Source organism: Acidobacteriota bacterium (genome assembly GCA_012729555.1).
GTDB lineage: Bacteria > Acidobacteriota > UBA6911 > UBA6911 > UBA6911 > UBA6911.
The window spans coordinates 116,311-134,860 of record JAAYCX010000012.1 but is presented as its reverse complement, the minus strand read 5'-3'; the positions used below and the strand labels follow the sequence as shown (position 1 = coordinate 134,860).

Annotated in this window: 18 protein-coding genes and 1 pseudogene; 14 read left to right on the top strand and 5 right to left on the bottom strand. The window is 67.1% G+C overall.

What is annotated here, in order from left to right:
- Positions 1-146: 146 nt before the first annotated feature.
- Together GXY47_03560 and GXY47_03555 are read right to left on the bottom strand one after the other, a co-directional pair.
- Positions 147-572, bottom strand: coding sequence for an ester cyclase (locus GXY47_03560; GenBank protein NLV30209.1), 426 nt, complete (start codon positions 570-572; stop codon positions 147-149).
- Positions 569-670: pseudogene (locus GXY47_03555) on the bottom strand (hypothetical protein). Before GXY47_03555 ends, GXY47_03560 begins: the two are co-directional and overlap by 4 nt.
- Before the next feature lie 787 nt (positions 671-1,457).
- On the opposite strand from GXY47_03555, the gene GXY47_03550 reads away from it, so the two are divergent.
- The 5 genes from GXY47_03550 to GXY47_03530 are packed head-to-tail and all read left to right on the top strand — an operon-like array spanning position 1,458 to position 4,394.
- The gene (locus GXY47_03550) at positions 1,458-2,096 is read left to right on the top strand and encodes a sigma-70 family RNA polymerase sigma factor (protein ID NLV30208.1); all 639 of its coding nucleotides are present in this window, start codon (positions 1,458-1,460) and stop codon (positions 2,094-2,096) included.
- Positions 2,093-2,590 carry a zf-HC2 domain-containing protein gene (locus GXY47_03545; GenBank protein NLV30207.1) on the top strand — a complete coding sequence of 166 codons (498 nt, stop codon included), beginning with the start codon at positions 2,093-2,095 and terminating at the stop codon, positions 2,588-2,590. Before GXY47_03550 ends, GXY47_03545 begins: the two co-directional genes overlap by 4 nt.
- A 10-nt stretch (positions 2,591-2,600) precedes the next feature.
- Positions 2,601-2,858: a hypothetical protein gene (locus GXY47_03540; protein NLV30206.1), complete on the top strand. Its 258-nt coding sequence runs from the start codon at positions 2,601-2,603 to the stop codon at positions 2,856-2,858.
- The gene (locus GXY47_03535; GenBank protein ID NLV30205.1) at positions 2,855-3,379 is read left to right on the top strand and encodes a DUF3106 domain-containing protein; all 525 of its coding nucleotides are present in this window, start codon (positions 2,855-2,857) and stop codon (positions 3,377-3,379) included. Before GXY47_03540 ends, GXY47_03535 begins: the two co-directional genes overlap by 4 nt.
- A 28-nt stretch (positions 3,380-3,407) precedes the next feature.
- Positions 3,408-4,394, top strand: a complete 987-nt coding sequence (locus GXY47_03530; GenBank protein NLV30204.1) for a hypothetical protein — start codon at positions 3,408-3,410, stop codon at positions 4,392-4,394.
- A gap of 9 nt (positions 4,395-4,403) precedes the next feature.
- Here GXY47_03530 and pepF read toward each other — a convergent pair whose 3' ends face one another.
- Entirely contained in the window at positions 4,404-6,239 is a 1,836-nt protein-coding gene (gene pepF / locus GXY47_03525; GenBank protein ID NLV30203.1) for an oligoendopeptidase F, read from the bottom strand.
- A gap of 115 nt (positions 6,240-6,354) precedes the next feature.
- Here pepF and GXY47_03520 point away from each other — a divergent pair, with 115 nt between their 5' ends.
- Together GXY47_03520 and GXY47_03515 are read left to right on the top strand one after the other, a co-directional pair.
- On the top strand, positions 6,355-7,362 hold the full coding sequence (locus GXY47_03520; GenBank protein NLV30202.1) for a phosphotriesterase-related protein: 1,008 nt from the start codon (positions 6,355-6,357) through the stop codon (positions 7,360-7,362).
- Complete coding sequence (locus tag GXY47_03515; GenBank protein NLV30201.1) at positions 7,359-8,021, top strand: SagB/ThcOx family dehydrogenase; 663 nt, start codon at positions 7,359-7,361, stop codon at positions 8,019-8,021. The genes GXY47_03520 and GXY47_03515 overlap by 4 nt, the downstream gene beginning before the upstream one ends.
- Before the next feature lie 50 nt (positions 8,022-8,071).
- Here GXY47_03515 and GXY47_03510 read toward each other — a convergent pair whose 3' ends face one another.
- Positions 8,072-8,647: a flavodoxin family protein gene (locus tag GXY47_03510; GenBank protein NLV30200.1), complete on the bottom strand. Its 576-nt coding sequence runs from the start codon at positions 8,645-8,647 to the stop codon at positions 8,072-8,074.
- Between the two features lie 338 nt (positions 8,648-8,985).
- On the opposite strand from GXY47_03510, the gene GXY47_03505 reads away from it, so the two are divergent.
- Genes GXY47_03505 through ilvD form a run of 3 tightly spaced genes read left to right on the top strand, consistent with a single transcriptional unit; the run spans position 8,986 to position 13,034 of the window.
- Positions 8,986-10,953: a (Fe-S)-binding protein gene (locus GXY47_03505; protein ID NLV30199.1), complete on the top strand. Its 1,968-nt coding sequence runs from the start codon at positions 8,986-8,988 to the stop codon at positions 10,951-10,953.
- The gene (locus tag GXY47_03500; protein NLV30198.1) at positions 10,940-11,155 is read left to right on the top strand and encodes a hypothetical protein; all 216 of its coding nucleotides are present in this window, start codon (positions 10,940-10,942) and stop codon (positions 11,153-11,155) included. The genes GXY47_03505 and GXY47_03500 overlap by 14 nt, the downstream gene beginning before the upstream one ends.
- A gap of 34 nt (positions 11,156-11,189) precedes the next feature.
- Positions 11,190-13,034 (top strand): dihydroxy-acid dehydratase, encoded by a 1,845-nt coding sequence (gene ilvD, locus GXY47_03495; protein ID NLV30197.1) that lies wholly within the window; start codon positions 11,190-11,192, stop codon positions 13,032-13,034.
- 18 nt (positions 13,035-13,052) lie between these two features.
- Here ilvD and GXY47_03490 read toward each other — a convergent pair whose 3' ends face one another.
- Complete coding sequence (locus tag GXY47_03490; protein ID NLV30196.1) at positions 13,053-14,057, bottom strand: hypothetical protein; 1,005 nt, start codon at positions 14,055-14,057, stop codon at positions 13,053-13,055.
- 199 nt (positions 14,058-14,256) lie between these two features.
- On the opposite strand from GXY47_03490, the gene GXY47_03485 reads away from it, so the two are divergent.
- The 4 genes from GXY47_03485 to sulP are packed head-to-tail and all read left to right on the top strand — an operon-like array spanning position 14,257 to position 18,505.
- A complete protein-coding gene (locus tag GXY47_03485) occupies positions 14,257-15,669 on the top strand; it encodes an MBL fold metallo-hydrolase (GenBank protein ID NLV30195.1) in 1,413 nt (470 codons plus the stop codon).
- Positions 15,670-15,726: 57 nt separating this feature from the next.
- On the top strand, positions 15,727-16,254 hold the full coding sequence (locus tag GXY47_03480; protein ID NLV30194.1) for a YeeE/YedE family protein: 528 nt from the start codon (positions 15,727-15,729) through the stop codon (positions 16,252-16,254).
- A gap of 11 nt (positions 16,255-16,265) precedes the next feature.
- Positions 16,266-16,823 (top strand): YeeE/YedE family protein, encoded by a 558-nt coding sequence (locus GXY47_03475; GenBank protein NLV30193.1) that lies wholly within the window; start codon positions 16,266-16,268, stop codon positions 16,821-16,823.
- Between the two features lie 2 nt (positions 16,824-16,825).
- A complete protein-coding gene (gene sulP / locus GXY47_03470; protein NLV30192.1) occupies positions 16,826-18,505 on the top strand; it encodes a sulfate permease in 1,680 nt (559 codons plus the stop codon).
- Positions 18,506-18,550 lie beyond the last annotated feature (45 nt).

Genomic DNA, 18,550 nt, shown 5'->3' with positions numbered 1-18,550 from the left:
CGGCGGGCGTTTTTCCCTTTTAGCGCCGGAATTGTCTCTTTCAGAACCTGTCATGGGGCTGATGGTTCCCGCGTGGTTCCGGGCGACATCGCCCGGAGCTCTGCATATCGGCAGGACCGGGTGGATTCTGAAAACAAAAACGGGGGTCAGGGCCCGGGGACCGGGGGGAGGGCGCCGAGCTGGGTGAAAATGGCGCGAGTGTCGGCCACGTCCCAGTGCTCGGCCAGTTTGCCGTCCCGCACCCGGAAGATGTCGACGACGTCGTAGCACACCCGGTTCCCGGTGGGGGGGAGATCCAGGAACCCCTTGCCGGTGTGGGTGCCGGTGTAGGTGCCGTAAACGAACACCAGGTCGCCTTCCGCCGCCACCATGTTGACGGCGACCCGCGCATCGGGAATGGCGGAGAAAAACCCTCTATGGAACTCCAGGAAGCCGGCGATCCCCTGCGCCGCGTAAGGATTGTGCTGCACGTAGACCTCGTGCAGAAAGCGCGGGGCCGCCTCCAGGTTGCGGCCGCACAGGACCTCTTCGTAGAAATCCAGGACCAGGCGTTTGTTGGTTTCAGGGTTCAATGGCTCGTTCTCCCGCAGCATTTTTTGTATTTTTTCCCGCTGCCGCAGGGGCAGGGGTCGTTACGCCCGATGCGCGGTTCCTCCCGCCGGAACGTTTCCACCTTGCCCGGCAGGATCCCCTGGCCGTCCTCGAGGACTTCGGCCGGGGTCCTGCCGTCGAAGGCGTCGCGCGGGGTGCTTTTCCATTCCTCCTGCAGCTTCTCCGTCCGGGGGTCGGTCATGGCCCTTTCGTTCATCTCGATCCCCCGCTCCTGACAGAAGAGGAGGAAGTCGGACATGACCTTCGCCTGCGGCGATTCCATCAGTTCCTTGATCTTGCCGAGGCTCATCCCGGGGGGGAGTTTCACGCCCGGGGGGAGCGAATCGAGCAATTGACCGAAATCGAGCGTGGAAAGGTCCGCGCCGTCCGCCGGGGGGGGCGCCTCGGGACCGGCCGTGCCCGGGAGGGGGTCCTCCCCTTCGGCGGCGGATCCGGGATCGGGCGCCGGTCCGACGAGCGAGCGGAGCTCCGTCAGCAGCGCCGCCGCCTCTTCCCGGTCCATCCCGGGGTTGCCGCTCCCGAGCCGGTCGAGGATCCAGCCGGGGTCTTCCCCCTCCTCGACCAGTTCGATGATGTCCTCACTCTCGAAGCCGTCGATGGCCGACCGCTCGATGAAGGCCTGCAGCCTGCCTTTCAGCTCCCTCAATTCCCTTTCGTTCCCACCCTCGGCCTGGTCCATCGGCATCCTTTCCCGAAATAAGGCGACGGTATCCCTCCTCCCGTCCCGGCGTCCCCATTATGATACCCGTTTCGTCGTTCCGTGAAGACCCTTTATTCCGGAACTTTCCCCCCCGGGCGGTGTTTAAGATTCCGTAGAGGCGACAGTGCTATGATTGAGGCGTGAAATGGAATGGGCCCTCGACTGGGACGATGATTTCCTCATGACGGAAGAAGCGCCGGCGGGAGACCGTGATACCGAACTGATGCTCCTGTTCCAGGCGGGGGACGAGGGGGCGTTCGAGGCCCTGTTTGCGCGCCATTCGAGGCCCCTGATCCGTTTCGCCTCCCGCTTCGTCCATAACCGCGAAAGGGCGGAGGAACTGGCGCAGGAGATCCTGCTGAAGGTGTACGAAGGAGCGGACCGGTACCGGCCGACGGCGAAGTTCACCACCTGGCTCTACCGGATCGCCACCAATGTGTGCCTGAACGAGATCCGGAGACCCTGGTTCCGCGCCGCCCGCCGGTCGATCGACGCTTCTCCCGAAGCGGCCGTGGCGACACACCGGGAGTTGCGGACGGATCCCGATCCGGTCCGGGACCTCGAGCGGCAGGCGATCGCCCGCGCGCTCGCCGAGGCCCTGTCCCTGATCCCCGACAGGCAGCGTGCGGCCTTCATCCTGAACAAGTACCAGGAACTGTCGTACGCCGAGGTGGGCGAGGTGATGAAGACGAGTGAGAAGGCGGTGAAATCGATGATCCACCGGGCGAGGGAGGCCCTGGCGGCGCGGCTGGCCCCGATGCTGCCGGAGTACAGAAAACCATGAACTGCAAACTGGCCGTGGACAACCTGAAGGCCCTCATGGAAGGGGAACTCCCCGCCGGCGAGGCGCGGGAGACCCGCAGGCATCTCCTGTCCTGCCCCTCCTGCTCCGCCAGGCTTACGCCCGAGGAATGGGTGGAGGTCCTCCCCGGGATGGCGGAGGAGGTCGAGCCCTCCGCGGACTTCGCCCGGGGGTTTTACCGGAAACTGGACCGCCGGCGGGAGGCCGGGCGGGCTCCCTGGTGGAGCGTGACGTGGGCGCGGCCCGGGCACCTGGCCGGTGCGGGCGCCCTCGTCCTGGTCGTGCTCCTGGGCGTGATTCTCGGCCGGCTCCCCTGGGGCGCGAGGACGATGTCCGGTCCAGCCGTCGAGCCGGGGATGGAGGAGACCGTGGCCATCCTTAAGGATATGGGGGTGCTCCACCACCTGGACCTGCTCGAGGACTTCGAGACGATAGCCGATCTCGGAGCCCTCGCGCAGGATGAAGCCATCAACTAGGCGGGTGTTTATGGGCAAGAGCGGGCTTTGGGTTCTGCTGCTGGTCCTCGGCGCGGAGGTGGCGCTGGCAGGGGAGAGGGAAGAGGCGAAAAATCCCGGCAATCCGCCCCCGCTCACGGCGGAGCAGAGGGAGATCCTGCGCAACCGCGCGATCCTCGAGGACCTCGAACTGCTGGAGAACCTGGACAAGTGCCGGCTTTTGGATCTGTTCCTGGGGGATCCGGACACGTCCGGAGAACCCGAAGAAGAGGGGCGGGAAAAGAAATGAAAAATCACGCGATTACGTGGGTTCTCGGGTTTTTGCTGGCGCTGGGCGCCGCGCCCCTGCTTCGGGGCCAGGAGCCGTCCCCGGCTCCGCAGACCCAGGCGGGTGAGGAAGCCGAATGGAACCGCCTGAGCCCGGAACAGAAGGCGGAGCTCACCGAGCGCTACCGCCGCTACAGCCGCATGACGGCGGAAGAGAAGGAGCGGCTCGCGGAGCTCCAGAAACAGGTCCGGGACATGGACCCGCAGGAGCGGAAGCTCATCCTCGAGAATTATGAACGCTTCCGGAACCTCGGCCCCGAAGAGCGCGAGAGGCTCGAGAAGAACTACGAGCGGTTCAGGGAGCTTCCCCCCGAACGGCAGCAGCAGCTGCGCAAGACCTACCGCGAGTTCCAGAAGATGGCGCCCGAAGAGCGTACCCGGGTGCTCCGGAACCTCGACAAGTGGCGGCGGATGACGAACGAACAACGCAACAGGATGCGGCGGGAGTCGATCCAGCGCCGCAACGAACGAAACCGCCGATAACGGGGTCCGTCCCGTTGGAAGGAGAAGCATGAGCCGGATCTTCCTCAGCGCGGCCGGCGCCCTGGCGCTGGTCCTCTCTTTTGGCGCGAACGTTTTCGGACAGGAGCGCGGCCCGCTCGTGAACCTGGGCTTTTCGGGCAGCAGCATGGACCCGTCATGGGTCTTCCGGCTCGACCCGTCGGCCGGCTACCGCTTCAATCCGCATTTCGAGGTGGAAGCCGGGGTGCCCGTCTATTTCGTGCATGCCCCGTCGGACGATCTGGAGCTTTCAGGCGCCGGCGGCGGGATCGGCAACGCCTGGGTCGGGGTGCGGGGGATGGTGCGCCGGTCGAGCGTCTATTTCAGCAGCGGCGTCCGGGCCTCGGCGCCCACGGGGGACGTCGATCGGGGCCTCAGCACCGGCCGCGTGACGGTCGACTGGAGCAACTATGTCGATGTCGCCCTCGGCGACTGGAACCCGTTCGGCCGGGCCGGGATCGCCAACACCGTTTCCGACACCCATTTCTTCACCCGCCCCTTTTCCTCCCTCGGCCTGGTCGGCCACTTCGAGGGGGGGATCGGCTGGCACCCGGTACACTGGGCCGGTGTCGGCGCCTCCGGCTACGCGGTGGTCCCGAGCGGGGAGCAGAAGATCTACAGCCGACTGGTGGAGCGGGCGGGAGCGGGGTCCGGGTCCGGCCCCGGAGCGGTGACCGGGATGGTTTCGCTCATGGCCGCGGGGAGCGGCCCGGGCGGCTCCGATTCCGGCAACGGCACCACGGCGGGAGACGGAGGCGCGGGGGGCGGTCCCACGGCCGGTGCGGGGGGGAACCGGCCCTTCGAGACCGAAAGCGTCATCATCGGGGAGAGCGACCTGGCCCGGGACCACGGTTTTTCCGCCTGGGTCGATTTCTACCCGGGCCGCAACGTGATGCTCGAAATCGGCTACAGCCGCAGCGTCTCCTACGACTCCGACTCGCTCTTCTTTTCCGTGAACCTGGACCTTATGGGCATGATGCGGAAACCCGGGCCCTGACCGCCTCCGCTACTTCAGCTTTCCCAGCCGCCGGGCGATCGTCTCGATCTCGTCCATGACCCGGCCGAGGTGCGCCATCATGGCCGTGAGCGGTTCGGGGGAGGTCATGTCCACCCCCGCCCGGGCCATCAGGGCGATCGGATAGTCGGAGCCGCCGGCCGAGAGGAGTTCCAGGTACGACTCGACCGCGCCCGGCTCCCCCGCCAGGACCCGTTCGGACAGGGCCGCGGAGGCGATGAAGGACGTGGCGTACTGGTAGACGTAGAAATTATAGTAGAAGTGGGGGATGTAGGCCCACTCCGCCTTCACCTCGTCGTCCACCACGCAGGCCCCGACCTCCTGGCCGTAGTACTCGCGCGCGATTGTAGCGTACAGTTCGCCGAGCGCGTCCCCCGTCAGCGCCTCCCCCCCCTCGGCCAGCTCGTGGATCCGGAGCTCGAATTCGGCGAACTGGGTCTGGCGGAACACCGTCGCCCGGGCGTTGTCGAGGTAGTTGCCCAGCAGCGAGAGCCGGACCTCGTCCCGGGTTTCGCGCTGCAGCATGTAATGGAGCAGCAGCGCCTCGTTGAAGGTGGAGGCGACCTCGGCCACGAAGATCGAGTAGTGCGACAGGGCGTAGGGCTGCGCCCGGTTGGCCAGGTAGCTGTGCATCGTGTGCCCCAGCTCGTGGGCCAGGGTGCTCACGTCGTCGTGCTTGCCGTTGAAGTTGAGCAGGATGTAGGGGTGGGCGTCGTAGACGGAGCCGTTCGAGTAGGCGCCCGAGCGCTTCCCGTCGCTCGGGTAGACGTCGACCCAGCGCTCGGAGAGGGCGCGCCGGGCGACCTCTGCGTACTCCGGCCCGAGGGGCGCGAGCGAGTCGAGCACGCGCGCCGCAGCCTCGTCATAGGTGTAGTCCAGGTCGAGGTCGGCCACGATCGGGGCGTAGAGGTCGTAGTAGTGGAGGGAGTCGAGTCCCAGCAGCCGCCGGCGCAGGTCGAGATAGCGGTAGAGGGTCCTCCGGTGGGCCCGAACCCCCGCGATCAGGTTGCGGTAAACGGCTACGGGAATGTTGTAGTTGTTCAGGGCGCGCTCGAGGCAGGAGCCGAAGGAGCGCGTGCGGGAGAAAAACATGTTTTTGCGCACCTCGGCGGCGAGCTGGGCCCCGAAGGTCCGGCGGAAGTCGTGCATCTTCCCGAGGTACGCCGCGAAGACTTTTTTCCTGCTCTCGCGGTCGTGCGAGCGGCGGTGCAGGTTGAAGGCGGCCGGGTCGAGCCGCACCGTCCCCTCCTCCAGGGCCACCTCCGGGTAGGGGAAGTCGGCGTTGGTGAAGATGCCGTTGATGGTACCGGGGGCGTCGGCCATCAGGCCGGCCGTGGCCAGGATCTTCTCCCCGCCTTCGCCCAGGGTGTGGGGCCGGTTGCGCACGATGTCGTCGAGGACGTGCCGGTAGGGGGCCAGAAGGGGCTCGCGCTCGGTGAAGTCCTCGATCCGCGCGGGATCCATGCGCAGGATTTCGGGCTCGATGAAGGCCGCCAGGGTGGAAAATTCCGACGCGATCCGCGTCATCTCCTGGTCCATGGCGAGGTAGCGGGAGTCGCGCGTGTCCAGGTCCGACTTCATGCCGGCGTAGCAGGCCAGGCGGGTGAGCTCCTTGTGAAGGAGGTTCTGACGCTCGAGGCAGCCGAGCAGCCGCTCCGGGGACTCGGCCAGGGTCCCCTCCCAGGAGGCGATCGAGGGGAGTTCGGCCAGCAGCTTCCGCTTGGCCGCTTCCCAGGCGTCGTCCCCGGCATAGACCTGGGAGAGGTCCCACTGGAATTGTTCCGGGATCCGGCTCCGGTCGCGCTCCTTGACATACGAATCTTTCATCGCGCCTCCTGGGTGTCAGGGTGAAACCCAAGTCTAGCGAAAAACGGGGCCGCGTTCACCCTTTTTGCCGTGTTTTCCGGTTGCGCCCCGGTCCTTTTTGGGGTGAGATCGGTCCATGGCATGGGTGGATACGGTCAGGGGGCCGGTGGATGCGGCGGAGCTGGGGGCCGTGCTGATGCACGAGCACCTCTTTCTCCTCTCCTCCCCCGCCGGCCTCAGGCATCCCGAGAGCATTCCGGACGAGGAGCGGCGGGTGGGCGAGGCCGTCGACCGCCTCGGCCGGCTCAAGGAGCGGGGGATCGACGCCCTGGTGGACCTGACCGTCGTGGGAGCCGGGCGGTACCTTCCGAGGATCCAGGAGGTCGCCGCCCGGGTCGACCTTCACATCATCGTTGCGGCCGGGGTCTTCGTGCTCGACCGGCTGCCCCCGGAGCTCGGGGCGCACCCCGATCCGGGCCGGGCGCTCGTCGAGACCTTCATCGGGGAGGTCCGGGAGGGGATCGGGGGGACGGGGGTGAGGGCGGCGGTGCTCAAGTGCGCCACCGGGCGGCGCGGGCTGACCCCGGACGTGGAGCTGGTCCTGCGGGCGACGGCACGGGCGCAGCTGGCCACGGGGGTGCCGATCTGTACCCACACCCATGCCCGCAGCCGCAACGGGCTCGACCAGCTCCGCGTCTTCGCCGGGGAGGGGGTGGACCCCGCGCGCGTCGTCATCGGCCACTCGGGCGACACGACCGATCTCGACTACCTCCGGGAGATGATGGAGAAGGGGGCCTGCATCGGGATGGACCGGTTCGGCATCGACCCCCTTCTCGGGTTCGAGAGGCGGGTCGACACCGTGGCCCGGCTCTGCCGGATGGGGTACGCGGCGAAAATGGTCCTCTCGCACGACGCCTCCTGCTACAATGATGCATTCCCGGAAGAACGGGCGGCGGAGGTGCCGAACTGGCATTATGGCCACCTTTCCGACGACGTGATTCCGGCGCTCCTGTCCCGCGGGGTCGACCGGGCCCAGATCCGGGCGATGCTGGTCGGCAACCCGCGCGCGATTTTCGCGGGCGGCTCGGGCCGCCGGGAGCGACACGATCCGAATTTGTTATGCAGCCAGGAGGAGGAGCGATGAGAAGGACATTGATAGCCTGTGCCGTTGTCGGGTTGATGCTGTGGGTGGCCCCGGGGCCGGCCTCGGCCCAGGGGGAGGACGTGATCAAGCTGCCGCCGGCCCAGACCGACGGGGGGATGCCCCTGATGCAGGCGCTCAAGCTGCGCAAGAGCACGCGGGGGGGCTTCGGACCGGACAAGCCCCTGTCGATGCAGGTGGTCTCCAACCTGCTCTGGGCGGCGGACGGGGTGAACCGGGAAGGGGGTCACCGAACGGCCCCGTCGGCGGCCGACTGGCAGAACATCGACATCTACCTGACCACGGCCGACGGGCTCTATCTCTATGACCCGAAGAAGCACGAGCTCAAGGTGCTGGGGCGCGAGGACGTGCGGGCCGTCGCGGGTCAGCAGCCGTTCGTCACGGAGGCGCCGCTGAACCTGATCTATGTCGCCGACATGGCCCGGGCTTCCTTCGGGGGGAAGCGGATGCCGGAGGTGGAGGAGACCTGGTCTTTCGCCAATACCGGGTTCATCGCCCAGAACGTGTACCTCTTCTGCGCGAGCGAGAACCTCGCCTGCATCGTGCGGGCGATGATCGACCCGGCCGCCATCGCGAAAACGCTGAAGCTGCGGCCGGAGCAGAAGGCGATCCTGGCCCAGACGGTGGCCCATTTCAAATAGGGGAACCGGCGGCGGCCGGCGGAAACCCGCCGGCCGCCGAAGCACGGGGTTCAGGCCAGGCGCTTGAGGAGCCAGGCCATGTTGACCCCCAGCGTCTTCATCGTGGCCACCCCCTCGGCGTCGGCCAGGACTTCGCCCGGCATCCGTCCGACCCCCGCGTTCCAGTAGTTCGAGCCGGGAATGATCATCTCGTTGATGAGAAAGAGATGGTTCAGGCTGGCCAGGGAGTGGTTCGACCCCGCACGGCGGACGGCCAGGACCCCCGCCCCCACCTTGCGCCTCAGGACGTTGCCGTTGGCCCGCGCCACGAAGCCGCAGCGCTCGATGAGGGCTTTCATCCCGGCGGTGATGTCGGCGAAATAGACGGGCGAGCCGAGCAGCAGCCCGTCCGCCCTGCCGATCTTCTCGAAGTACTCGTTGAACGGGTCGGAGTCGACCGCGCACTTCAGGTTCTTCCTCTCCAGGCATTTCATGCAGGCGGTGCACCCCTGAATGGGGGCGCCCTCGGCGAGCTGGATCAGGTCCGTTTCGATCCCCTCGGCCCGAAGCTCCTGCATGACGATGTTCAGCAGGAGGAAGGTATTCCCGTCCTTCTTCCCGCTGCCGTTGACCGCGACGACCTTCATGGTATGGGCTCCTCTCGGGTGACAATATCCGCGGGGCGACGGCCCCGGACTGAGTTAACCAGAAATGCCCGGGGGATTCCACCGCCGATTCCTCCTTTTCGGACGGGCTCCGGGTGGGTATACTCCCCTGATTTACCGGAAGCGGTCTTCCTGAAGGCCGTGGATTAGGGTAAAATGGATCATTTTGTAACGGGATGGAAGTGCGTTCGACCCATGCTCACGGTGCCATGACCCTCGGGACAAAGAACAGAAAAGAAAGAGAGGTTTGAAGTATGCCCCCCCTTTCCGAAGCTACCCGCCCCCTGATGTGGAATGTCTCCCAGGCCTGGGTGATGTATGTGCTGTTTGCCGCTGCCGTCGCCGTCTTTGCCTGGGGAATGTGCCGGCGCGTGCGGTCCTGGCGCCGGGGGAAGGAGGACGGCGAGAGATTTTCCGACTGGGGAAAGCGCCTGAAGATCCTCCTGGGCGAGACGCTGCTCCAGAACCGGGTGCGCCGGAATTTCTACCCGGGACTCCTGCACGGCCTGCTCTTCTACTCCTTCCTCGTTCTTTTCATCACCACCCTGATCGTCATGGTCCAGTATGATGGGAACCTCCTGTTCGGCCTGGATCTCGAGATCTTCAAGGGGGGGGTCTACGTCTTCTTTTCCGTGGCGAGCGAGCTGGCCGGGCTCTTGATCCTGGCCGGCCTGGGCATGGCCGCCTGGCGCCGGTATGTCGCCAGGCCGGGGACGCTCCCCGTCGCCCGTGAAGACGGGTTGGTGCTCCTCCTGGTCGCCGCCCTGGTCGTGACCGGCTACCTGGTCGAGGGGGCGAGGATCGGGGCCAACGGGGATCCCTGGAAGGAGCTCTCGTTCGTGGGGTGGGGCCTCAGCCCGATTTTTGCGGGGATGGCCGGGGAAACCGCCCGGGGGGCGCATGCGGCGCTATGGTGGCTCCACACCGTCCTGGTCATGGGCTGGATCGCCCTCATTCCCTACACCAAGTTCTTTCACATGCTGGCGCTGCCGACCAACGCCTTCCTCTCCAAGCTCGGGCCGCGGGGGGAGCTCCGGCGCCAGGACATCGAGAAGCTGATGGAGAGCGCCGAAAGCGAGGAGATCCGGATCGGGATCCAGAAACCGGAGGAGTTCAGCTGGAAGCAGCGCCTGGACCTGGACGCCTGCATCCTGTGCGGACGCTGCGACGAGGTCTGCCCCGCCTACATGGCGGACCGGGACTATTTTTCCCCGCGGCAGCTGATCGCGCGCATGAAGGCCCAGCTCGACGAGGCGGCGGGCGCGGAGGAGGGGGAGAAGGCCGATATCGTGGGCAGGGCGTTCGACGAGGAGTTCATCTGGCACTGCCGGACCTGCGCCGCCTGCGTGGAGGTCTGCCCCGCCATGATCGAGCACGTGGATACCCTGATGGAGCTGCGGCGCAACGAGGTGCTGATCCAGGGGCGCATTCCTGAGGAAGCGGGCCGCGCCCTGCGCCTGTTCGAGACCGGAGGCAACCCCTTCGGCCCGCAGTCGGAACGGACCGACTGGATCGAACGGGCCGGGCTGCGCGTGGTCAAGCCGGGGGAGTCGGTCGATGTCCTGTACTGGATCGGCTGCTGCGTGACGTTCGATCCCCAGAAGCACAGGATCGCCGAGGACCTTTGCCGCCTGCTAGAGCGCTGCGGCGTGGATTACGGCGTTCTCGGCGCGGACGAGAGGTGCTGCGGCGACCCCGCCCGTATCCTGGGGCAGGAGATGGTGTTTCAGCAGGCGGCCCGGGAACAGATCGAGCTGCTCGGACAGCGCGGGTTCCACACGCTCCTGACCGGGTGTCCCCATTGCTATAACGTTTTCAAGAACGAATACCCCCAGTTCGGGGCCTCGTACAATGTCGTTCACCACACCGAGTACATCGAGAGGCTGATGGCGTCCGGCAGGATCCGGCCGGGGAGCGGGAGGGGGCGGATGGTGTACCATGACCCCTGTTACCTCGGCCGCTACCAGGGGATCTACGACGCCCCCCGCTCGGTGCTCCGGGCGATCCCGGGCGCGGAGCTCGCCGAAATGAAAAACAGGCGCGAAAAGAGCCTCTGCTGCGGCGCGGGGGGAGGGCATTATTTCATGGACCTGAAGCGGGGGGAGCGGATCAACAACCTGCGCGTCCGGCAGGCGCATGAAGCGGGTGCGGATACGATCGTGACCGGCTGCGCCTACTGCATGCACATGCTCGGGGATTCGCTGAAGCTGCTCAATGTCGACGAGAGCATGCGTGTCATCGATATCGCGTCGCTGACCGCGGAAAGCCTGGACGATGCCCGAAAGTGACCGGCCGTCGCGGCGGATGAGGGGATCCCGCCGCCGGGTGATCGCGGCCCTGGCGTGCTACGCCGTGCTGATCGGGATCGCCCTGTACGCGTTTTTGCCCGTGAGGACCGGGGACGACCGGTTCCTCCTTGGGATGCTGCTGGCGGTCTTCGCCCTCTTCATCGTCAAGACCCTGGCGCACGCGGGCGACGGGGAACCGTAACCGCCCGGCCGGCCGCCGGGGAGAAAGGACCATCATGGCAATCAGACTCAGAAGCGCGACGTCCACGGAGGGGAGAAGAATGGCGGGAGCCCGCAGCCTCTGGCGCGCCAACGGCATGCGCGAGGAGCAGATCGGCAGGCCCGTCATCGCCGTCGTCAACTCCTTCACCCAGTTCGTCCCCGGCCATGTCCACCTCCACGAAATCGGGCAGCGGGTCAAGGGCATCATCGAGGCCCAGGGGTGCTTTGCCGCCGAATTCAACACCATCGCCATCGATGACGGGATCGCCATGGGGCACGGGGGCATGCTCTACTCCCTCCCCTCGAGGGAACTGATCGCCGACAGCGTCGAATACATGGTGAACGCCCACACGGCCGACGCCATGATCTGCATCACGAATTGCGACAAGATCACCCCCGGCATGCTGATGGCGGCGATGCGGCTCAACATCCCCGCCATCTTCGTCTCCGGCGGCCCCATGGAGGCGGGGGTGATGGGGGACCGGCGCTACGACCTGATCGACGCCATGGTGATGGCGGCCGACCCGGCCGTTCCCGACCGGGAGGTGGCCGAGCTGGAAACCGTCGCCTGTCCCACCTGCGGGTCCTGTTCGGGCATGTTCACGGCCAATTCCATGAACTGCCTCACCGAGGCGCTCGGCCTGGCGCTTCCGGGCAACGGCACCCTGGTGGCCACCCACCGAAACCGGATGGGGCTGTTCGAGCAGGGAGCCCGGCGCATCGTCGAGATGGCCGAGGCCTACTACGGGGACGGGGATACCTCGGTCCTCCCGCGTTCGATCGCGACTCGGCAGGCGTTTTTGAACGCGATGGCCCTGGATATCGCCATGGGGGGGTCGACCAACACCGTGCTCCACCTCCTGGCCGTCGCCCGGGCCGCGGAGGTCGATTTCACCCTCGCCGACATCGATGCGCTTTCGCGCCGGATCCCGGTCCTGTGCAAGGTGGCGCCCAGTTCCTCCTACCACCTCGAGGATGTCAGCCGCGCGGGAGGGATCATGGCCATCCTGGGCGAACTCGACCGGGCGGGCCTCGTCGACCCGGCCGTCGGCCGGGTCGACGCCCCGAGCCTCGGGGCCGTCCTCGACCGGTACGACATCGCGCGGCCCACGGCGGGCGACGAGGCCCGCACTCTCTACCTGAGCGCGCCGGGCGCCCGGGGGCGCAACCTGGTGCTGGCCTCACAGGACAACGCCTACCCGGAGCTCGACCTGGACCGGGAAAACGGGTGCATCCGGGACACGGAACACTCCTATTCCAGGGACGGCGGGCTCGCGGTGCTCACCGGCAACCTGGCACCCAGCGGCTGCATCGTCAAGACCGCGGGGGTGGACCCGTCGATCTACCGCTTCACGGGCACCGCCCGCGTGTACGATTCGCAGGAAGCGGCGTGCGAAGGGATCCTGGGCGGGGAGGTACAGGCGGGCAACGTGGTGGTCATCCGCTACGAGGGGCCCCGCGGCGGCCCCGGCATGCAGGAGATGCTCTACCCCACCTCCTATATCAAGTCACGGCACCTGGGGACGGAATGCGCCCTCATCACCGACGGCAGGTTTTCCGGGGGGACCTCCGGGCTCAGCATCGGGCACGTGTCGCCCGAAGCCGCCTCCGGAGGGGCGATCGCCCTGGTGAGGGACGGGGACACGATCGCCGTCGACATCCCCGCCAGGACCATCGAAGTCCGGGTCGGCGAAGGGGAACTCGAGGCGCGCAGGAGGGAGGAGCTGGCCAGGGGGAAGGCGGCTTTCAAGCCGAGGCGCGACCGGAAGGTGTCCGAGGCGCTGCGGGCCTACGCCCTGTTTGCGGCCTCGGCCGACCAGGGGGCGGTGCGCGTCCTCCCGGGAGAGGACGGGGATTGATCCCCGGCCGGGCGGCCCCTACTCCACGGGGTGCCGCCGGGCGAATTCCTCGCGGGTCATGAAGGACTCGATCCTGGCCCCGGCCTTCAGCCCGTCGAGGAACGCCTTCGTGGCCTCCTGTTGCGAGAGCTGGTCCAGGTGCTTTTTAATGGCCGGACGGGCTTCTTCCAGCGACGCCTGTCCCGCGGGCCTCAGCTCGATCGTCCGGATGAGGTGATAGCCGATCTGGGTTTCCACGACCGGGGAGAGGGCCCCGGGACGGGCGGCAAAGGCGGCGTCTTCGAACGGCTTCGGCATCTGGCCCCGGATGAAGACCCCCAGGTCCCCCCCCCGGGAGGCCGTGACCGTGTCCTCGGAGTGTTTCGCCGCCGCGTCGGCGAAGGCGACGGCGCCCGATTCGATTTCCGCACGGAGCGCTTCGAGCTTCTTCCGGATCGCGAGCTTCCGCTCCGGCGTATCCCCGGCCCCTGCCCGCAACAGGATATGGGCCGCGTGCACCCGTTCCGGCAGGGAGAACTTGTCGGGATTGTCGGCGTAGAAGGTTTCCACCTCGGCCCCGGTCGCCTCGGGCACGCCGCGGATGACGCCTTCGAGCACCTGCTGCACCGCCAGGCTCTGTTCGATGTTCGACCTCAGCGCCGCATCCGTGATCCCCTGCTGCTCGAGGGCGGCGGCGAAAGCCTCGGGGGACGTGTAGCGCTTCTGCAGTTCCCCCATGGCCGCGTCCACCTTCGACGGGTCCACCGTTACCTTCCCCCTGCCGGCCTGTTCCTTCAAAAGGGTGACGGTGACGATGCTGTCGATCGCGTCGTCGAACAGGAGCGAGTTGCGCTGCCGGAGCTGTTCGAGCGTCATCTCCTGCTGCCGCGCCAGGTCGTCGATGACCTCCAGCAGCCGGCCTTCCGTAATCGGTTCGCCCGCCACCCGGAGCACGACGAGGCCGCCGTCCCGCGCTTCCGTCTGGGCCGGGGCGGGCGCCGCCGTGAGAAACAGGGCCAACAGGGTCAATGTGAATCGGCTCATGGGGGATGCTCTCCTTGTCCTGTGCGCGCTCCCCGAAGCGGGGGCCGATGGCATTGTCCATCGGCCCGCGGGACGTGTCAACCCCCCCGCGGCCGGGCCGCCGGCGCCGATTTGCGATGACAGGGGGCTCGGATTTAGGGTAAAAGAACGAGATGATCGATCGGCATCTTTCCCACGCACCTCAGACAGGAGATGAGATATGTATGTAGAACAGTTTTTCGTGAAAGGCCTTGCGCACAGTTCCTACCTCCTCGGCGGGACGGACACCTGTGCCATCGTGGACCCGCAGCGCGACATCGAAGTGTACCTGCACGCCGCGGAGGAGATGGGGATGAAGATCACCCATATCCTGGAAACCCATCTGCATGCCGATTTCATTTCCGGGCACCTGGACCTGGCGGACGCCACCGGGGCGGTGATCTACGCCCCCAAATCGGCCAAATGCCGCTTCAGGCACCGCGCGGTCGCGGAAGGGGACAGTTTCCGGATCGAAAACATGAGCATCCGGGTGCTGGAGACCCCGGGCCATACCCCGGAGCATATCAGCTATGTCGTCACCGACCGCAGCCGCGGAAAGGAGCCGGCGGCCGTTTTCTGCGGGGACACCCTGTTCGTCGGCGACGTCGGCCGGCCCGACCTCTTCCCCGGCAAGGCGCGCGATCTGGCCCATAAGCTCTACGACAGCCTCCACGGCAAGCTCATGGCGCTTCCCGATTTCTGCGACGTCTATCCCGCCCACGGCGCCGGCAGCCTTTGCGGGCGCGCCATGGGGGCGAAACGCTGGACGACGATCGGGTACGAGCGGCGCTGCAACCCGGCGCTGCAGATCCCGGACCGCGAGCAGTTCATCCGCTCGCTGACCACCGACATGCCGGCAGCCCCGGACCATTTCAGCCGCTGCAGCGCCATCAACGGCAAGGGGCCCGCCAGGGTCCACACCCTCCCCGGCATTCTCCTGATGGACCCCGCGCGGTTCAGCAAGGCCGCGGGAAAGAAGAACACGATCGTGCTCGACATCCGGAGCTACGACGCCTTCGGCGGGCAGCATGTCCCCGGCGCGTACAACATCGACATCAGCGGGAATTTCTCCACCTTCGCCGGCTGGGTCCTCCCGCCCGACCACGACATCCTGCTCGTGGCCGGATCGGGCGAGGAGGCCTACGAGGCCGGCGTCCTGCTCCGGCGCGTCGGCCTGGACCGCGTCGTGGGGTATCTCGACGGCGGCATGTTCGAGTGGTCGCGCCAAGGGCTCCCGACCGGGCACGTGCCGCAGGTTTCGGTCCGGGAATTGAACCAGCTCATGAAAGGGCGGTCGGAACTCACGCTGGTCGATGTGCGGGCCGCCGGCGAGTACGAAGCCGTTCATATCGAGGGCGCCGTCAATATTCCCGCTCCCGACCTGCGTACCCGGCACGGTTCCCTGAAGAAGAGCCGGCCGGTGGCCGTGATCTGCAGCACGGGGCACCGCTCCAGCCTTTCGGCCTCCCTGCTCAAGCAGGCGGGTTTTGCGAACGTGTGCAACGTCGCCGGCGGCATGACGGGATACAGCGCCGCGGGGTTCAGCCCCGAATGTCCCATGTGCGTGGCGCCGCACGTCCCGAGGACCTCGTAGGAACATCGCCTCGGGGAGGGGGGAGACGAAAACCGTTATCGGGTTCGGGAGGTTGCCATGGATTGGCTGCATTGGCTGACGATGGAACGCTGGTCGCCCTACGCCGTCGGGGCCGGCATCGGCGTTTTGAGCTGGCTCGCTTTCCTGCTCTCGGACAAGCCCATCGGCTGTTCGACCGCGTTCGCGCGCAGCAGCGGGATGATCGAAAAGGCCTTCAGGGGAAAAGGGGTCGTCGAGAAGCCCTATTACCGGCAGTTCGCCCCGGTGATCGACTGGGAGTGGATGCTCGTCGTGGGCATCGTCCTGGGGGCGCTGCTCTCCTCCCTCCTTTCGGGGGGGTTCGGACTGGCCTGGGTCCCGCCGCTGTGGCGCGAGGCGGCGGGAGACAGCGGCCTCCTCCGCTGGGGCGTCGCCTTGGCGGGCGGGGTTCTGATGGGAATCGGCGCCCGCTGGGCCGGGGGGTGCACGAGCGGGCACGGCATCAGCGGGACGCTGCAGCTGGCGGCGAGCAGCTGGCTCGCCGTCGTCTGCTTCTTCGCCGGCGGCATCGCCACCGCGATGCTGATCTACCGGGTTCTGCTCTGAAAGGGGGGCGCATGCTCGAGGCGATACATGGCAGGAAAGGGCTGCAGCTGACTTTGGGCTTCCTCCTGGGGATCGGTTTCGGCTTCCTGCTCCAAAGGGGGGGGGCGACCCGGTTCGACGTCATCATCGGGCAGCTGCTCTTCGAGGATTTTACGGTGGTCAAGATCATGCTGAGCGCCGTCCTGACCGGGATGATCGGGGTCCACGCCCTCCGAAGCCTGGGCCTGGCCCGGCTCCACCCCAAGCCGGGGTCCATGGGCGCCATCGTCCCGGGCGGGCTGATCTTCGGACTCGGCTTCGGCATCCTGGGCTACTGTCCGGGGACGGCGGCGGGGGCGGTGGGGCAGGGGTCGCTCGACGCCCTGTTCGGCGGCGTTCTCGGCATCCTGATCGGGGCCGGGATATTCGCCGCAGCCTATCCCGCCCTGCAGAAACCGGTCCTGGAGCGGGGGGATTTCGGCGCCCGGACGATTCCCGAGATCCTCAAGCTCAACGCCTGGGTGGTGGTGGCGGTCGTGGCCGCAGCGATTTTCGCGCTTCTCTGCTTCCTGGAGAAATCTGGAGTGTGACCATGGCGCGTTCCACCCGCAGGCGCCGGGGATGGCTGCCGGGCTATGACCGGGGGGATCTCTCCGCCGACGCCGCCGCCGGGCTGACGATCGCGGTGATGCTGGTGCCGCAGGGGATGGCCTACGCCATGCTTGCGGGACTGCCCCCGGTCATCGGGCTCTATGCCTCGGTGATCCCGCTCGCCGTCTACGCGTTTCTGGGAAGTTCGCGCCATCTCGCCGTCGGCCCGGTCGCGATGGCCTCGCTCCTCACCCTGTCCGCCTGCTCGCGCCTCGCGCCCCCGGGCTCCCCCGAATACGTGCGCCTGGTGCTGCTGCTGGCCCTGATGGTGGGCGTCCTCCAGCTCGCGGCCGGCCTGCTCCGGTTCGGTTTCCTGATCAATTTCTTCTCCCACGCCGTCATCGGGGGATTCACGGCCGCCGCCGCCCTGGTCATCGCGCTGAGCCAGGTCCGGCATTTGATGGGAGTGGAAGGGGGCGGGGGGCATTCGGTCTTCGAACTGCTGGAGCAAATCGTTCGCGGGGCGGGGGACATCCACGCGCCGACCCTGGTTCTCGGCCTCGCCTCGATCGCCGGGATGGTAGTGCTCCGGAAGATGTATCCACGGCTCCCCTCGGCCATCCTCTTCGTCATCGCGGGCTCCCTGCTGACCTGGACCTGGGGGGAGCTCGGCATCCGGACCGTGGGGGAGGTGCCGCGCGGCCTCCCGCCCCTGTCGCTCCCCTCGTTCAACCCGCTGGCGATCCAGGAGCTCTTCCTGGACGCCTTGGCCATCGTCTTCGTGAGTTTCATGGAATCGATATCGGTGGCCAAGTACATGGCGGCGAAGTCGGGGTACAAGGTGGACCCCAACCGCGAACTGATCGGCCTGGGCGCGGCCAACATGGCGGCCGCGTTTTCCTCCGGCTACCCGGTGACCGGGGGGTTCTCCCGGACGGCGGTCAATCACCAGTCGGGCGCGCGCACCCAGGTGGCGTCGCTGGTCACGGCCGCCCTCATCCTGCTCACCCTCATCTTTCTGACTCCGCTGTTCTATCACCTCCCCAACGCGGTCCTTGCCGCCGTCATCATCGTGGCCGTCGTCGGCCTCATCGACGCCCGCGACGCCATCCGCCTTTTCCGGATCAAGAAATCGGACGGGGCGATCCTCCTGATCACCTTCGCCTGCACCCTGGGCGTGGGGCTCGATCGGGGGCTCCTGATCGGGATGGTCTTCTCCCTGGGGCTTTTCATCTGGCGCAGTTCGCACCCGCACACCGCCGAGCTCGGGTACCTCGAGAGCGAGGGGGTGTTCCGCAACGTCCTCCGTTACCCGGAGGTGAAGCGCCACCCCGAGGTCCTGATTCTCCGGCCGGACGCGTCCCTCTTTTTCGCCAACATGAAATTCCTGGAGGACCGCCTGGCCGGGGACCTCTCCGGGCGTCCGGGGGTGAAACTGATCCTGCTCGATCTTTCGGGCGTCAACGACATCGACGCCGTCTCGATCGACGAACTGGAGGAACTCATGGAGGCGTACGCCCACCAGGGGATCCGCTTCGCGTTCGCCGGGATGAAGGGGCCGGTGCGGGACCTGGTCGAGCACGCCGGGTGGGGGGAAAAATACGGCGAGACCTATCGATACCTCTCGATCCCGCACGCGCTGGCCGCTCTGGGCTACCCGGCCGCGCCACCCCGATCCTGACGCGCGCGCGGGCTTTGTGGTACAATGGGATCCATAGCTTTTCCC

Coding starts and splice junctions, on each gene's coding strand:
- GXY47_03550 (NLV30208.1), top strand. CDS start 1,458: ATGGAATGGGCCCTCGACTGGGACGATGATTTCCTCATGACGGAAGAA.
- sulP (NLV30192.1), top strand. CDS start 16,826: ATGGCGCGTTCCACCCGCAGGCGCCGGGGATGGCTGCCGGGCTATGAC.
- GXY47_03490 (NLV30196.1), bottom strand. CDS start 14,057: ATGAGCCGATTCACATTGACCCTGTTGGCCCTGTTTCTCACGGCGGCG.
- GXY47_03500 (NLV30198.1), top strand. CDS start 10,940: ATGCCCGAAAGTGACCGGCCGTCGCGGCGGATGAGGGGATCCCGCCGC.
- pepF (NLV30203.1), bottom strand. CDS start 6,239: ATGAAAGATTCGTATGTCAAGGAGCGCGACCGGAGCCGGATCCCGGAA.
- GXY47_03535 (NLV30205.1), top strand. CDS start 2,855: ATGAAAAATCACGCGATTACGTGGGTTCTCGGGTTTTTGCTGGCGCTG.
- GXY47_03485 (NLV30195.1), top strand. CDS start 14,257: ATGTATGTAGAACAGTTTTTCGTGAAAGGCCTTGCGCACAGTTCCTAC.
- GXY47_03545 (NLV30207.1), top strand. CDS start 2,093: ATGAACTGCAAACTGGCCGTGGACAACCTGAAGGCCCTCATGGAAGGG.
- GXY47_03515 (NLV30201.1), top strand. CDS start 7,359: ATGAGAAGGACATTGATAGCCTGTGCCGTTGTCGGGTTGATGCTGTGG.
- GXY47_03520 (NLV30202.1), top strand. CDS start 6,355: ATGGCATGGGTGGATACGGTCAGGGGGCCGGTGGATGCGGCGGAGCTG.
- GXY47_03530 (NLV30204.1), top strand. CDS start 3,408: ATGAGCCGGATCTTCCTCAGCGCGGCCGGCGCCCTGGCGCTGGTCCTC.
- GXY47_03480 (NLV30194.1), top strand. CDS start 15,727: ATGGATTGGCTGCATTGGCTGACGATGGAACGCTGGTCGCCCTACGCC.
- GXY47_03540 (NLV30206.1), top strand. CDS start 2,601: ATGGGCAAGAGCGGGCTTTGGGTTCTGCTGCTGGTCCTCGGCGCGGAG.
- GXY47_03475 (NLV30193.1), top strand. CDS start 16,266: ATGCTCGAGGCGATACATGGCAGGAAAGGGCTGCAGCTGACTTTGGGC.
- GXY47_03510 (NLV30200.1), bottom strand. CDS start 8,647: ATGAAGGTCGTCGCGGTCAACGGCAGCGGGAAGAAGGACGGGAATACC.
- ilvD (NLV30197.1), top strand. CDS start 11,190: ATGGCAATCAGACTCAGAAGCGCGACGTCCACGGAGGGGAGAAGAATG.